This is a genomic window from Pseudoalteromonas sp. JB197, from assembly GCF_002332205.1.
Classification (GTDB): Bacteria; Pseudomonadota; Gammaproteobacteria; order Enterobacterales; family Alteromonadaceae; genus Pseudoalteromonas; species Pseudoalteromonas nigrifaciens.
Genome location: NZ_NRGZ01000001.1, coordinates 934,987 through 949,247, shown reverse-complemented (window position 1 = coordinate 949,247; position 14,261 = coordinate 934,987). Strand labels below are relative to the sequence as shown.

Sequence of the window (14,261 nt, the reverse complement as noted above, 5' to 3'; positions counted from 1 at the left end):
CCATGCTCTGGTTTTTAAACCACAACCTGGATTTACCCGCAAACGCGCAACCGGTGCTTTAGCTGCTTTGTGAATAATTGCTTTTTATCCATGCAATACTGGGCATCTTAGCTGTATTAATATCCTAATACACTTGGTCAGTGTCATTCGGGTAATCAACATTTCAAACCTTTGTAATAAATCCATGCTCGCCCACAATATTTTTAGTAATCACACCAAAACCCAACATGAGCTAAACTCATGCAAAATCCATCAAATCTATTTTAAAATGACTTTCATGATTAAAAAACTTAATGTTAAGCATAGAGGTTACTAATAAAACACAATTAACAGCCTTCTAGACGTTGAAACGTTTTTTGTAAAAGCGTAATATGTGCTTACTCTGAGTTAAACTCACCTTTTTCATGAGAATTTTTAAAGATGATTGGTCTTAAACACTTAAAAACCATTGCTACCTTAAAAGAAACGGGATCTTTGGTTAATACCGCACGTGAGTTATTTTTAACGCAATCGGCTTTATCACATCAAATCAAAGATTTAGAGAACAAATTAGACTGCCAATTGTTCGAGAGAAAAACCCAACCAGTACGATTTACCCCCCAAGGTATGCTATTACTTGAATTAGCCCACGAAATATTACCAAAAGTAGAAGCAACCAAGTGCCGCTTAAAAGAAAGTTTAAACCAGCCTATTTCACAAATGCGCTTAAGTGTTGAGTGCCATGCGTGCTTTCATTGGTTATTGCCAACAATTAAAGAATTTAATAACTTTTGGCCCGATATAAAAATTGATTACGAACGCGGTTTTAGCTACGACGCCATCCCTGATTTATTAAGTGATGAACTTGACCTAGTGCTCACCTCAGATATACGCGAACCCGACCAGCTAGAATACGCCCATTTATTCGACTTTAAATTAAAGCTCATTGTTGCCCCCGACCATGATCTTGCTAAAAAAGCCTATGTAACTGCGCTTGATTTAAAAAACGAAACTATTATTTCCTACCCTATTCCGCGCGAACGCCAAGATATTTTTAAACACTTTATTCAAAATGCCCGTTTTGATGGCACACTTAAAACAGTTGACCAGGGATTACTTATTTTTCAACTCGTTAGTGCGGGCATGGGCGTGGCTGCATTACCCGACTGGCTGGTTACACCTTACGAAAGCCAAGGATTAATTAAGTCAATTCCGCTAGGAGCATTAGGCTTAACTCGCCCTATGTATTTAGCGATGAAAAAAGAAATGAAAGACAACCCTGTTTATCGTCACTTTTTAAATACCTGTAAGTTAAATAACGGTCGATAAACATCTTACACATGAGTAATATAAAGCTAACTTAGCTTTTTATATTACTCATTATGTTTGCCATTAAAAAATTATTGGGTGGTTTATTAATGCCACTGCCTTTATTGGGTCTATTTGCCCTTATTATGCTACTTTTGGCATTTAGAGGTAAAAGATCTGCTTTATTTTTATCTTTTATAAGCTTAGCGGCGCTGCTTTTAGTCAGCACACCGCTGGTTGCTAACCTAATTATAAAAAATAACGAGTCACCCGCACTGGCATTTAATTCATTAAAACAGCCAAAAATTGACAAAATAGTCGTACTCGGTTGCGACATTAACCCCAACACGGCTTTAAGTGCTAATAACCAACTTGGCAACTGCGCACTTACTCGTTTAGTCGAAGGCATAAAGCTAGCCAAACTCTACCCAAATGCACAACTTATTGTATCGGGCGGCGGATACCAAAAAGTCACTAATAGTAGCTTAATGTATAACACAGCAATAAATTTAGGCATTAATAAAAATCGCTTAGTGCAAAATCCAGCGGCTATGGATACCCCAGCCGAAGCAAGATTATTAGCCCCCACATTAGTTGACTACAAAGTGGCATTGGTTACTTCAGTTTTACATATGCCGCGCGCAAAAGATTTATTTAACGCCCAAGGTGTTGAGGTAATAACAGCGGCAACTGATTATCATAACTTTGCTGTATTACCTTGGCACAAACAACTCGTACCAAATGCCCAAGCTTTGCATGTAGTAACACAATACAGCCATGAGGTAGTGGGTAAAGCGTGGATCAGCATGCGCCGTTGGATAGACCCAGAAGCACTTTAACGTAAGTTCAACACAGTAAATTACAAATAGTGTATTAAACCGGATTACTTAAATAGGTGTCCGGTTTTGTTAATTTATAACACTTTTGCCAATGCGCCACATAACATCCCACAAAGTTACACGTGTTAGTGCACTTACCAAAGACAGCTTTGATTACTTTGTTAAGCAACAAGCAGTGACTTTCCATCGCGCTTAGAGTCAAATTCCAAATGCTAAAGCAGATACATAGGGAGCTCACTTTAGGCCATTTTGCTGCATGAACAAGCTATAACTATAACCATCATCATCCGGCACTAGAGGGAGTAATATTAGTTACACTACCTTTCAATTGGCCACTTCACTTTAACTGTATAGATTTTATTTTCTTAGTATCAATAAGTTTTTCTAAAACACTTTACTTAAAGTTTTTTTCGCAAAAAATGAGATAATAATACCCGGAATAGATAAAGCAACGGCAAAGTACACCAAGCTCATAGGTGAATAAATCCCCAGCAGCAGCCCAGCAACAGAAGATGCGATCATAACGGATAAATTAAATACCGAGGACTGAACTGAAGTAGCAACATCTTTAGCATTTTTTACCTGCCTGCTAACGGCGGCCTGCATTAAAGTGACTAAGGGACCAAATGAAAGACCCCAGATAAAAAAAGCAAAATGCCCTACACCTTTTACTTTGCCAAACATTAGTAATGTGAGCATAGAAACAATAAGTAATGCAAACATGGTTATTGTTAATAGCCGCAGGTATTTATCGATAAGTTTTATAGCTAAAAAAACAGAAATCATCGAACCTATACCAAAAAACAATAAAGCACTTTCAATCCCACCAGCTAAACCAATTTCCTCAACCAGGCTTGTAATGTAAACATAGGCACCATAATGTGCGGTTACACCAAGCAAGGTAAGCACAAGAATAACTAGTACAGCTGGATTTGTTAATACCGCAAAAGGTGAGGAGCTTTTGCTCAGCTTTTCACCGGGCGTAGAAGGCAAAGCAAAAAAGCTAATAACTGCAATAGCAATAATAACCAGCCCAAAGCCAATAAACTCACTTCGCCAGCCATATTCATTGCCAATAGTGGTCATTATGGGCATACCAAGACTAATTCCCAGCGTGGTGCCTGCCATAATAACCGCAATAGACTTGCCATGATGTTCCTCATCTACCAGTCGCATACCGTAAGCTGCAATCATTGGCCACATCACACCTGCACAAATGCCTCCGATAATTCTAAGAAAAATAATAACGTTATAATTATCAATCAGCCCAACCACAATGTTTGAAACGGCAAAGCCACTCAACAAAATCAGCAGTAAGTGCTTGCGATTAAATTGCATCGTCATTGAAATGAGCGGAATTGCAAATATCGCTGAAGCAATGGCGTAGTAGCCCACCAAATTACCTGTTTGCATCTCACTAATATTGAGATCGGCCATCATTAAAGGCATAACACCTGAGGGCATCAGCTCCGATAATATCCCTACAAAGGTCACTGACGACATCAAGATCATAATCAGCCATGGGAATAAGCTAGCGGTTTTTTGAGAAATATTTTCAGTGCTCATAATTTTTATCGGTTCTTAATTTTTTAAATTTATTGGCTTAGATGCTGCCAGATTAAGTATATGGTGAAAACAGCTGTTGTTCCTATAGTCTATTGTTAAGTGCATACTATTTGGTTGTGCTGTTGAGTTGCAGTAAATCCCATTTATTACTATATAGGTCTTGAAAAAACACTACTGCGCCATACTCTTCAACTCATGGCTCTTCATTAAATACAACATCATTTGCTTTCATTAGCTCATAGTCTCGCCAGAAATCGTTGGTCTGTAAAAATAAGAAAACACGTCCACCGGTTTGGTTACCAACAGCTTGTGTCTGCTCGTTTGTGCTCCTAGTAAATTCGTACCATTAGAATAGGGAAGATAAACCTAAACTCAGCGCTTCCCGCCACCTAAATCAGTATCTTCGAGGAGTGTAAATTGAAGTTTTTTAGTATACAACGCGATAGCACCATCGTAGTTTTTAACGATTAGAGCTACATTTTTAATGTGCGGTTGAACTGATTTAGACATGGTAATTTCCGGATATGTGCAGCTTTACTAACTACGCTGCAATTACAAACCTTAAAATAGGTGTTTTTTATTTTCCGTGATGGAAACTACCACCTCTGATACTATTGTTATACGCTACGTGGAGCAAACATTATTATAGCCATACCTACAAGTGCTACACCAGACCCCACAAGATCCCATGTAGTTGGACGAATACCATCAACAGCCCACAACCACAAAATAGCCATGAAAATATACACGCCACCATAAGCAGCATAAACCCTACCTGCAGCGGCTGGATGCAACGACAATAACCAAGCAAATATAGCCAGGCTGAGGGCTGCAGGAACCAGTAACCAAACCGATTTCCCCTCACGCAACCAAAGGTATGGTAAATAACAGCCAATAATTTCTGCCAAAGCCGTAATTAAAAAAAGACCAAATATTTTCATTTCGCTCAAAAGTGACTCCTCTCATTACTTAGATTCGAGGCTCTGAAGGCTCTGAAGTTTCTAGTTATAGAAAAACGGCTTCAAGCATTCCCCAAAAACGCGATCACGACTTAAATCTAGAGCAGCTCATAAATATAAAATAGCCGCATAGGTTAGTAGCTTAAGCTTTACCTGTCACTTTGTATTTAGTAAAAACCACCCAGCCGCAACCTTCACTAACACATGTATTAATATGGTTTTTTGTATTGTTTACCAAAGCCATGAGAGCTAATGATGATTTTATATTTATTGCATTTTTAACTATTTATACTGGGTTATCTATGTCAATAAATGTGACGTCAAAACCATGCTCTTGAGCGAGTAGCTCACCTAATGCTTTAATGCCGTAGCGCTCTGTGGCGTGGTGCCCTGCGGCAAAAAAATCAATATTTTGCTCGCGCGAGCTATGAATAGTTTGCTCCGAGGCTTCGCCAGTTAAGTAGGCGTCAAGGCCTTGCTCTGCAGCTAGGTCAATGTAACCTTGCCCGCCACCGGTGCATAACCCAATTGTCTCTATTTTATCGGTTCGTACTAAACTGCTCAGTGGTGATCTGTTTAACACTTGAGCTATTTTATTGGCAAACTCTTCACCCGTTAACGGTGTTTTTAAACGCCCTTTCATTGCTACGCTGTTTGCAACAGGCTCTAAACCCGCTTCAATTTCAATATCTAGCAACAGTGCTAATTGTGCGTTATTACCAAGTACCGGATGTATATCGAGCGGTAAATGATAAGCAAATAAGTTAATGTCATTTGCTAATAACGCACCAATGCGGCGTTTTTTCATACCTGTAATTGGTTGTGATTCGCCTTTCCAAAAATAACCATGGTGCACTAATATTGCATCAGCATTTTTTTCTATTGCAGCATCAATCAGTGCTTGGCTTGCAGTAACACCAGTAATTATGGTTTTAATTTCATTTTTGCCTTCAATTTGTAGGCCATTTGGGCAAAAATCATTAATTGTGTGGGGTTTTAAAATGTCATTTAACAGCTGGTTAAATTCTCGACGTTGCATACAAGCTACCTTACTTAACACTGAATTTTGTGCAAATTTTGGCTGTTTATGAGCTAAAATGGAAGGAAAATCGCAAAAAATTGAAAAACACTTTTAAAATAGGTATAAATAGGACTTCTTTATCTGTGTTAACAACGTATAGGGTCTCTAATGAGCAAACTAGACAAAACAGCAGTGTTATCTGCCTTTGAATCAGCGTATGAAGCTGCCAACGGTAAAAAACCTGAAATCACTACAAAACCTGGCTGGTACAGCATCGATGGCGGCAAAAATTTACGCCTAGCTGATGTAGCAGAGTTAACTAAAAAGTTAACTTCTGGCAAAACTGCTAAAACGAAAAAAACTAAAGTGGCTGCGCCTGCTAAAGCACAGAAAAAAGCACCATTTACTGTTGTTACCGAAAATGAAGACGGTTATACAGCTGAAGAGTTTTGGATTGTAGAATTAGCGCGTAAAGAGCACGATTGCCGTTTACCGCGCGGTGTTGTTTAACATCCTAATGTGATTTTAAAATAAACCGCGTTAAGCGGTTTTTTTATGCCTAAAAAAAGCGGCTAACTTAACACTAAGTTAGCCGCTTTTAAATGCGTTAACGTTATTTAAACTCTAACTTTAAATGTTATTTGTTGTTTTCAAAATAAAGTGGTTTACGCTGTTTTTTACCCACCTCAACCATAGTTGCGGCATTAAATAAGCGGCCGTTGATCATGGTGTAGTCAATTTTGTCTGAGTCGCGGATATTACTTAGCGGATCGCCATCAATTACCATTAAATCAGCAAGTTTACCTACTTCTAGCGATCCGACGTTTTTATCTAGCCCTAAGTACTTAGCTGGATCGAGTGTAGAGGCTCTAATTGCTTCAAGTGGGGTCATGCCACCTTGGGCAAACATCCACATTTCCCAATGCGCACCTAAACCTTCACGTTGGCCATGCGCTCCTAAGTTAACTAGTACACCTAGGTCTTGCAGCTCAGCAGCTACGCGGGCATTGTTAAAATGGTTATAGTGATGCTCGGGTGCTTTAACGCGGCGCATTGAGCGCGGTAATAATTGGTTTTTAGGCACAAATTTACTTAACCGTGGGTGATTCCACACATCCGTTTTATCGTACCAGTAATTTTCGCCCCAAATACCGCCATAGGCTACAACAAGCGTTGGTGTATAACCTACATCACTTTGTGACCACAGCTGTTTTATATCGTCGTAAATATGCTCTACCGGAATTGAATGCTCAATGCCTGTATGCCCATCTACTATCATACTTAGGTTATGTTGTAGTAATGAGCCACCTTCGGGTACTACCATCATTTGCAGTTCACGCCCCGCTTCTATTACTTGCTGGCGTTGCTCGCGACGTGGTTGGTTGTACGATTTAACACTAAACGCGCCAACCTTTTTTAAACGCTCTAAATGAAATTTAGCATCATCTAACGAGTCAATATGCGAGGTATACCCTGGCATATTGGCGCCATACAAAATAGTACCGGTAGAGAATATACGCGGGCCAACTATCATGCCTGCTTTTTGCATTTCACTGGCGGTGAATATTTCTGAGGTGTCGTTTGATGGGTCGTGAATTGTAGTTACACCTAATGCAAGCCCTGCAAAGTTTTTCCAGTTTTGTTGTGGAATAATTTCATCACTTGCTTGCGAGCCATGTGCGTGGGCGTCGACTATCCCTGGCATAATCGTTTTGCCCGTTACATCAACTACTTTAGCACCTTTGGGAATGCTTACTTCAGCGGCTGTACCAATGGCTTTTATATGCTTACCATCGGTGATAATCACACCATTTTCAATAACTTTTTCGCCATCCATAGTAATAATTTTAGCGCCCGTTAGAGCTATCATGCCCTTTGGCTCAGCCATTTTTTTACTAAAACTAATGTTATCGCCACTTTTTACTTTAAAGTCTTTATCGTCAGCTTTATTAATAGCAAACATACCCTCAAGGCTGGCATGATAAAGCTCAGGACCTAAAGTCCAATACAGTTTATTGCTATTAGCGCTCCAGCTAATATTTTCTCCCGCACGAACAGATAACTGCTCAATAGGAAATTGGTTGTCTGTAGGGCTAATATTAAGCGTTTTACCGCTTTCTACGAACGGTGTTACAAATACTTTAAAGCGCTCAGCAAACGCAAGATATTGGCCATCTGGCGATACTCTAAACTCGGTGGCATGCTCAGATTCGTAAAGCTTACGCACTTTTTTAGTATCAAGCTCTACTACACTCAGCGTTGGTTTTGGCCACGGGCTCATGATGTACACTCGATCGTTAGCTGCGCCAAACTGTGGCTGATAGCCATTTTTTGAAATTAACTCACTTTTGCCGCCTTTAGTACTTACGCTGTAAACTCCTGGGTTTAGTGACCACTTAGGGTTTAAAATACTGCCACCGGTGGCTTTGCGATAAACCACTGTTTTACCATCTGGGCTAAAGGTAGGCTCAACGTACTTACCCGGTTGCTCAGTTATGGTGTCACCACGGCCACTGCTCGCAGAAACCACACGTACTTGACCTTGCTCGTTATCGTCCCACGTGGTGTACACTATTTTTTTGCCATCGCGCGAGTACTGCGCAAATAACTCGTAATGATCGGTTTGTTTGGTTAAACGCTTAATTTTACCTGATTCTAAATCACGTTTATAAATGTGTCCTAACGCTTCAAAAATAGCCGTTTCACCATCGGGGCTAATTTGTACGTTACGCAGCATTTTTACATCAAACTCATCAGTATCGAGGTTTTGAGTAAAACGCACTGCTTTTTGAATTTTTTTAGTGGTTTGTACTTTAAAAGCAATGGTTTCTACCGATTTATCGCTAACATCGAGTTTATGTATTGTGCCACCAGCCCAAAATACCAGTTGTTGATTATCTGGCGTCCAAGCAATCGTGGGGTAAACACCATGAATAGCCCAAGTTTCTTGCATATCGCGTTCTAACTTATCGTACAGTTTAGTGTGCTCACCGCTAGTTAAGTCGTATAAGTACAGGCTAGTTTGAAAGTCGTCACGCTTTATATAAGCAAGCTTTTTACCATCGGGTGAGGGGGTTGGTCTTATTGCGCCACCCATGCCACTAATCACCGTTTCAATTTCGCCGGTTTCACGGTCGTAACGTTTTATTTTATAAATTCCCGCCACAGAGTCTTTTGAATAGTGAAAGGTTTTACCTGGTGTTGCATCATGCGAAAAGTACACATAACGACCATCGGGCGAAAACATCGGCTCACCCAAATCTTTTTGATCGTCAGCTCGCTTGGTAAGCTGTACTCCTTTACCACCCGCTTTATGATAAAGCCATACTTCGCCTGCCCCTAATGAGCGACTTGCGGTAAAGTGTTTACGTGCAACTAGGTAGTCGCCATCAGGACTCCATGCAGGGCTGTTTAATAAGCGAAAGGTTTCGTCGGTTACTGCACTTTGGTTTTCGCCGTTTAAATCCATAATCCAAATATTATCGCCGCCACCTTGATCTGAGGTAAAAGCAATGTGTTTACCATTTGGGCTAAAGCGCGGTTGCATTTGCCATGCAATATCTGAGGTAAGTTGTGTGGCATTGCCGCCACTTATTGGCATAGTATAAATATCGCCAAGTAAATCAAACACCAGTGTTTTACCATCAGGGCTAATATCTAGGTTCATCCATGTGCCTTGATCAACACTAATGGTGGCATCTACAAATTGCCCTTTAGGTGAATCTACTTGCCATTTTGGCTCATCGTCTTGTTGGGCTTGTGCGTTGCCTAGTGCCAATGACACAGATAAAGCTAGCACCGTTTGCAGCATTTTTTTCATGCAATTCTCACTTATTATTGTTGCTCTATGTAACTCTCTTACATGATTGCAACAAAAACGCCGACAAGTTGCCAGCGTTATAAGATGAAATGCCGTAAATTAATGCCAGACTATAGGGTCAAATTGATAATAGTCCACCAGCAAGCGATAAATTTCAGGGTCATATCGGCGCAGTTCTGCCGGCTTCTCTAAAAAGGTTTCGGTGATCACCGCAAAAAACTCAGCCTCATTAGTCGCGCCATAACTATGAATAACATGCTCCATACTATAAGCAACATGACTTTTTAACTGGTTAAAGGCACGACTAAATACACGCCCCCATTCTTTATACTCGGCTGCTGTTTTAAGTAACGGCGTACCGGTTGTTTTGCCGGTTTCTTGATCTAGCTGATGCGCAAATTCATGAAACACTAAATTATGGCCATCACTGGGTAATCTATTTCCCTCAAGAACGTCGTGCCAACTGAGTACTAATGTACCACCTGGCCACGACTCACCTAGCCTAATTGCATTATGATAGCTAACTAAGCCAGCGCTATCACGCGTTAACTGCGGCGCATAATAAGCACTTGGATATAGGAGTATTTCTTTTACATTTTTGTAAAGTGGCCAAGGTTTATTGAGCACAAGCAAGCAGGCATCGGCTGCTACAATTAGCTTCATTGCACCTGTTAGTTTTAAGCCATCGCACCCTACAAAGCGCTTTTCACTTAAAAACCACATAATATGACGCTCTAACTTTGCTCTATCAGCATCGGTCATTTTTTTATAAATAGGCATACAACGCAGTAAAATATCTTTTTGCTGCGAATTAAGCTCAAGAGTTTTATATTTACGTTGCCATAATCTATTTTGAATAGCTGGCCAACGCCAAAAAATAACCACAAAAATAATTAAGATAACAATTAACAATCCATTTATCATGCTGATGCCTTCGCTCAATGTATACTCTCTATATGTGTGCGACTGAGGCACTTTTCAATTACATGATTTCGGTACGATTACGGCCACCGTTTTTGGCTTTGTATAATGCCTGATCGGCTCCCGATAACAGTCGGTCGTAATCGTCTATATTATTAGAGTCAGAAACACCAAAACTTACGGTTACTTGATGCAACCCTTCTGCAATTACTGAAAAATCGTTACTTGCAATATCCTCCCGTAATAGTTCACACATGAGCTTTGCTTCTGCTGCTGTTTTGTTAGGAAATACTAAGGTAAATTCCTCCCCGCCCCAGCGAGCTACTTGCTGCTCACCTTCGCAATGCGATTTGAGTATTTTGGCTATTTCACAAATAACTTTATCGCCAACAATATGTGACCAGCCATCGTTCACCCGCTTAAAGTGATCTATATCCATGATAGCAATAGCTAATATTTTATTTTGCTGCTTATAAGTGGCAAAATTTGCTGCTAACCAACTATCGAAAGCGCGCCGGTTTGGCATATCAGTAAGTTGGTCGTGAGTGGCTTGATAAGCAAAGGCGTTTGCCTGTTCTTGAAGGTCCTGTGTTTGCTTTTCTACTCGTTTAGTTAGCTCTGCCTCTACTTTTTTATAATGATATAAGCGGTACTTATAAATAGCATATATAGTGACTAAAAAAGTAAAAAACAGCATTAATTTAAAGCTCAACTTTTGCCAGTAATGTGCTTGAATTACAAAGCGAATTTCTTGCTCATTTTGCTGCCATTGCGTATTTGGATAACCGGCGCGCACCTTAAACGTATACTTACCTGCAGGTAAGTTGGTGTATTCTGCACCTGTCATGTGCTGGCGGTTTACCCACTCTTTATTAAAACCTTCTAACTGTGTTTGAAAACTTAAACGCTGCGGCATAATAAAACTCAAACCCGCATACTGAAAAGATAATCTTGAAACATTAGGCGGCAATAATACTGTTTCACCATCTAATGGGAGCGCTGTTGCTCTGCCGTTAACGCTAAAGCTCTCAATCATAGTAGGCAAATCTACTTTGCTTGATGCTTGCAATAACTCAGGTTTTAGCGCGCTTACTCCTTTTGCAGTAGCAAACCAAATGGTGCCATCTTTATGCACTGTTGCTGATGGGGTCGAGCCGCCATTAACTTGTGCACTGAGCATGCCATCGCCCTCGTCATAAAGTTGAAATACGAGTGGAATATTTATATTTTTTTGTTTTTCATCAAGAACATGATTAACGTGCTGGCGATCAACCTGAATAACCCCGCGGTTACTCGATAACCAAAATGAATCTTTATGAGCCACAATTTGAAATAACTTATCGACTGGCAGCCCTTGCTCCCGCCCTAAAATAGCCATTTTGCCCGCACTGTGCTCATAGCGCATTAATCCACGATCTGTCGTCATCCATGTGTAGTCGTCATCGAAATAAAAACCAAATCCATACTCGGCAGCAAATTGCGCTGGAAAGCTTATAGCACTAAATTGCTCAGTTAGTATATTAAACACCACAACCCCATTGCCGGTGCCAATCCAAACATTGCCTTTGTTATCTTCACTGAGTGCTAAAATAAAACCGCTAGGCAGCTCTTTTTCATTGGTAAATTGCACTAATGAGCCATCTTTTTCAACTCGCGTTAACCCCATAGCAGAGCCGATCCATAATCGCTGTTTGGAATCGAGTAATAGCCCTCTTACTTCGTTACTCCCAAGGCCATTACTACGATTTAAATAAGGCGTTATTTTATTATTACTGACCTTTAATACACCCGATGTATAAGTGCCTATCCATACATCGCCATCCTCGCCCTCCAGTAAACTCAATACCGAATAGGGAGAACCTTCTTTAGCACCTTCTATTTGAATTACATTATTATTTTTAATTTTGTTAAGGCCGGCACTACTCCCTACCCATAAGCTACCATCGGAGTGCGATAATACCGTTCGCACGTAATCCCCAGCTAAACCCCGCTTAGTAGTCCAGGCGGTAAATGGCGCCTCCCTTAATCTAAACAGCCCGGCATTAGTGCCCACCCAAATACTGTTTTCTCTATCTTGTAATAAAGACAATATTCTATTAGCAGGGAGTCCGCCTTTCGCATCTAATTGCTCAAGCCCAGCCACACTGAGTCGAAAAATACCTTTATTAATAGTGCCAAACCATAAATCACCGTGGTTATCTTCTAATAAACTAGAAATAGACTCGACACTGAGCTGTGGATGGATGGCAGTAAATACTGCGTCTTTGAGAATATAAGCGCCGCGCTCACTGCCAATAATTAATTTCCCTTGGCGAGTAAGTAGTAGCGTATAAACTGCTGCATTGGGTAGCCCGTCATCGGCTGTTATTAAGCTTGCTTGCTGATCAACAATTTTATATAAACCATCGCTAGTAGCAGCCCAAATAACGCCATTGGCATCTTCAAGCACACGATAGGCGCTAACATTATGAACAATGGCCTGATCGTGTTTACTATTAGCCCCGCGGTAAAATACGCCATCGTTTTCTAATGCCAGCCAAAACCCGTCATCGTTACTTTTAATTATGTGATTAACCATAGCTGAGGCACTCGGCTGAGTATTCCACTGTCTATATTGATATAAGCTGATACCACCTCTTGCACCGGCTATTAATAAGCCGCCGTCATCGGTAGGAGTAAGTGCACGAAGCCCTGAGTCGGGAAGATTATTTATTTCAGCGCGAGTAAATAGTTTAAATTCTTGGCCATTAAAGCGCGCTAAACCCTCCCATGTTGCTATCCATAAATAACCGTCTTGAGTTTGCGCTAAGCTATTAATACTATTGTGAGGCAGGCCTGAGCGGGTATTCCATGTTTCAAAAAAATAATCACTTAAAGGTAAACGAGTTTGTGACTGCACCTGACACGTGAACATGACGAAAAATACACATAAAATCCCTAAATGCTTCATCACTGCGACCTTTATAATTATTATTGATTAATTAGTATTACCCACTAAATTTAACGCAATCCTAAGTGATTAAAAACCAACCAAAACCAGCTAAACTAAGAAAATACTACCACAGCCTGCAGTAGCATTTCATTAACTAATCTTTACAAAAGTTATCAAATGTATCTTGTAAAATGTTTATAAACTTTGCTACGTGTAAACCATCCATTAAAGAGTGATGTACATCAATAGCTAAGGGCATAGTTTGCTGCTGTTTATTAAGCTGACCAAATACAAATTTAGGGATCCCTAAACATTTCCCTTCACTAAACGCATGCGAAAAAGCACTAAAATTTAGCCAAGGTAATACCGAAATATGAATTAAGTCGGCCTGCCCTTCGGTTTGTGCAAAGGCGTCAGAAAATAAAGGCTGCGATTTAGCATTAAAACTAACTGCGCTGGCATGCACGGCAAACTCAGTAAAGTTGGCCTTATCACTAAAGTAACTAAACCTGAACGAGTCATCTGCTGCCAGCTCAACCACACTAGCGCGGGTGTTACTTAGTAGCCATGGCTTATCATTAATAATACGCAGCATAATTGGCGGGTACGCATGGCACGCTTTAAGTGTGGCATAAGTATAGGCCTGAAAAAAAGACAGCTGATGCGCTTTACAGTAATTATATAAGGCCTTCGCGTTTAGCTGTACACACACATTAAAGTAAGGTTGAGAAAAGTGTTTAAACAACTCAAAATGTTGTTTACGGGGCCAGCTATCAAAATCAATAGGCTGCATAGAAACAGGCGAAGAAGACATAGATAAATAAACACATAAAATAAAAAATTAAGTTTAACGTATAAACAAAAAAAAGGCGTGCAATTGCACGCCCTAATATTTACGGTTAACTTATTTAGCCGA

10 protein-coding genes and 1 pseudogene are annotated in these 14,261 nt (G+C 40.3%); 3 read left to right on the top strand and 8 right to left on the bottom strand.

What is annotated here, in order from left to right; translation table 11 throughout:
* Positions 1-420: 420 nt before the first annotated feature.
* Together CIK86_RS04575 and CIK86_RS04570 are read left to right on the top strand one after the other, a co-directional pair.
* Entirely contained in the window at positions 421-1,308 is an 888-nt protein-coding gene (locus tag CIK86_RS04575) for a LysR family transcriptional regulator (protein WP_011327866.1), read from the top strand.
* 53 nt (positions 1,309-1,361) lie between these two features.
* Complete coding sequence (locus tag CIK86_RS04570) at positions 1,362-2,126, top strand: YdcF family protein (RefSeq protein ID WP_080516809.1); 765 nt, start codon at positions 1,362-1,364, stop codon at positions 2,124-2,126.
* A gap of 384 nt (positions 2,127-2,510) precedes the next feature.
* Here CIK86_RS04570 and CIK86_RS04565 read toward each other — a convergent pair whose 3' ends face one another.
* The 4 genes and pseudogenes from CIK86_RS04565 to CIK86_RS04545 form a co-directional block, all read right to left on the bottom strand.
* Positions 2,511-3,692 carry an MFS transporter gene (locus tag CIK86_RS04565; protein WP_086993320.1) on the bottom strand — a complete coding sequence of 394 codons (1,182 nt, stop codon included), beginning with the start codon at positions 3,690-3,692 and terminating at the stop codon, positions 2,511-2,513.
* Positions 3,693-3,798: 106 nt separating this feature from the next.
* Positions 3,799-4,202, bottom strand: a pseudogene (locus CIK86_RS04555) (VOC family protein).
* A gap of 107 nt (positions 4,203-4,309) precedes the next feature.
* Positions 4,310-4,642 carry a YnfA family protein gene (locus CIK86_RS04550; protein WP_041454392.1) on the bottom strand — a complete coding sequence of 111 codons (333 nt, stop codon included), beginning with the start codon at positions 4,640-4,642 and terminating at the stop codon, positions 4,310-4,312.
* 295 nt (positions 4,643-4,937) lie between these two features.
* Positions 4,938-5,690 carry a Nif3-like dinuclear metal center hexameric protein gene (locus CIK86_RS04545; RefSeq protein ID WP_011327858.1) on the bottom strand — a complete coding sequence of 251 codons (753 nt, stop codon included), beginning with the start codon at positions 5,688-5,690 and terminating at the stop codon, positions 4,938-4,940.
* Between the two features lie 150 nt (positions 5,691-5,840).
* Between CIK86_RS04545 and CIK86_RS04540 the strand changes: the two genes are divergently transcribed.
* Positions 5,841-6,182 carry a hypothetical protein gene (locus CIK86_RS04540; RefSeq protein WP_011327857.1) on the top strand — a complete coding sequence of 114 codons (342 nt, stop codon included), beginning with the start codon at positions 5,841-5,843 and terminating at the stop codon, positions 6,180-6,182.
* A gap of 127 nt (positions 6,183-6,309) precedes the next feature.
* On the opposite strand, the gene CIK86_RS04535 is transcribed toward CIK86_RS04540, so the two are convergent.
* From CIK86_RS04535 to CIK86_RS04520, 4 genes are all read right to left on the bottom strand, one after another.
* The gene (locus tag CIK86_RS04535) at positions 6,310-9,492 is read right to left on the bottom strand and encodes an amidohydrolase family protein (protein WP_086993317.1); all 3,183 of its coding nucleotides are present in this window, start codon (positions 9,490-9,492) and stop codon (positions 6,310-6,312) included.
* Positions 9,493-9,591: 99 nt separating this feature from the next.
* Positions 9,592-10,416: a M90 family metallopeptidase gene (locus CIK86_RS04530; RefSeq protein WP_011327855.1), complete on the bottom strand. Its 825-nt coding sequence runs from the start codon at positions 10,414-10,416 to the stop codon at positions 9,592-9,594.
* 58 nt (positions 10,417-10,474) lie between these two features.
* On the bottom strand, positions 10,475-13,363 hold the full coding sequence (locus CIK86_RS04525; protein WP_086993316.1) for a ligand-binding sensor domain-containing diguanylate cyclase: 2,889 nt from the start codon (positions 13,361-13,363) through the stop codon (positions 10,475-10,477).
* 136 nt (positions 13,364-13,499) lie between these two features.
* A complete protein-coding gene (locus CIK86_RS04520) occupies positions 13,500-14,138 on the bottom strand; it encodes a chloramphenicol acetyltransferase (protein WP_080516808.1) in 639 nt (212 codons plus the stop codon).
* Between the last annotated feature and the right edge of the window lie 123 nt (positions 14,139-14,261).

What these genes read in the sequence shown, in the direction of transcription:
- CIK86_RS04575 (WP_011327866.1), top strand. Translation starts at nt 421, where the DNA reads ATGATTGGTCTTAAACACTTAAAAACCATTGCTACCTTAAAAGAAACG.
- CIK86_RS04570 (WP_080516809.1), top strand. Translation starts at nt 1,362, where the DNA reads ATGTTTGCCATTAAAAAATTATTGGGTGGTTTATTAATGCCACTGCCT.
- CIK86_RS04565 (WP_086993320.1), bottom strand. Translation starts at nt 3,692, where the DNA reads ATGAGCACTGAAAATATTTCTCAAAAAACCGCTAGCTTATTCCCATGG.
- CIK86_RS04545 (WP_011327858.1), bottom strand. Translation starts at nt 5,690, where the DNA reads ATGCAACGTCGAGAATTTAACCAGCTGTTAAATGACATTTTAAAACCC.
- CIK86_RS04540 (WP_011327857.1), top strand. Translation starts at nt 5,841, where the DNA reads ATGAGCAAACTAGACAAAACAGCAGTGTTATCTGCCTTTGAATCAGCG.
- CIK86_RS04535 (WP_086993317.1), bottom strand. Translation starts at nt 9,492, where the DNA reads ATGAAAAAAATGCTGCAAACGGTGCTAGCTTTATCTGTGTCATTGGCA.
- CIK86_RS04530 (WP_011327855.1), bottom strand. Translation starts at nt 10,416, where the DNA reads ATGATAAATGGATTGTTAATTGTTATCTTAATTATTTTTGTGGTTATT.
- CIK86_RS04525 (WP_086993316.1), bottom strand. Translation starts at nt 13,363, where the DNA reads ATGAAGCATTTAGGGATTTTATGTGTATTTTTCGTCATGTTCACGTGT.
- CIK86_RS04520 (WP_080516808.1), bottom strand. Translation starts at nt 14,138, where the DNA reads ATGCAGCCTATTGATTTTGATAGCTGGCCCCGTAAACAACATTTTGAG.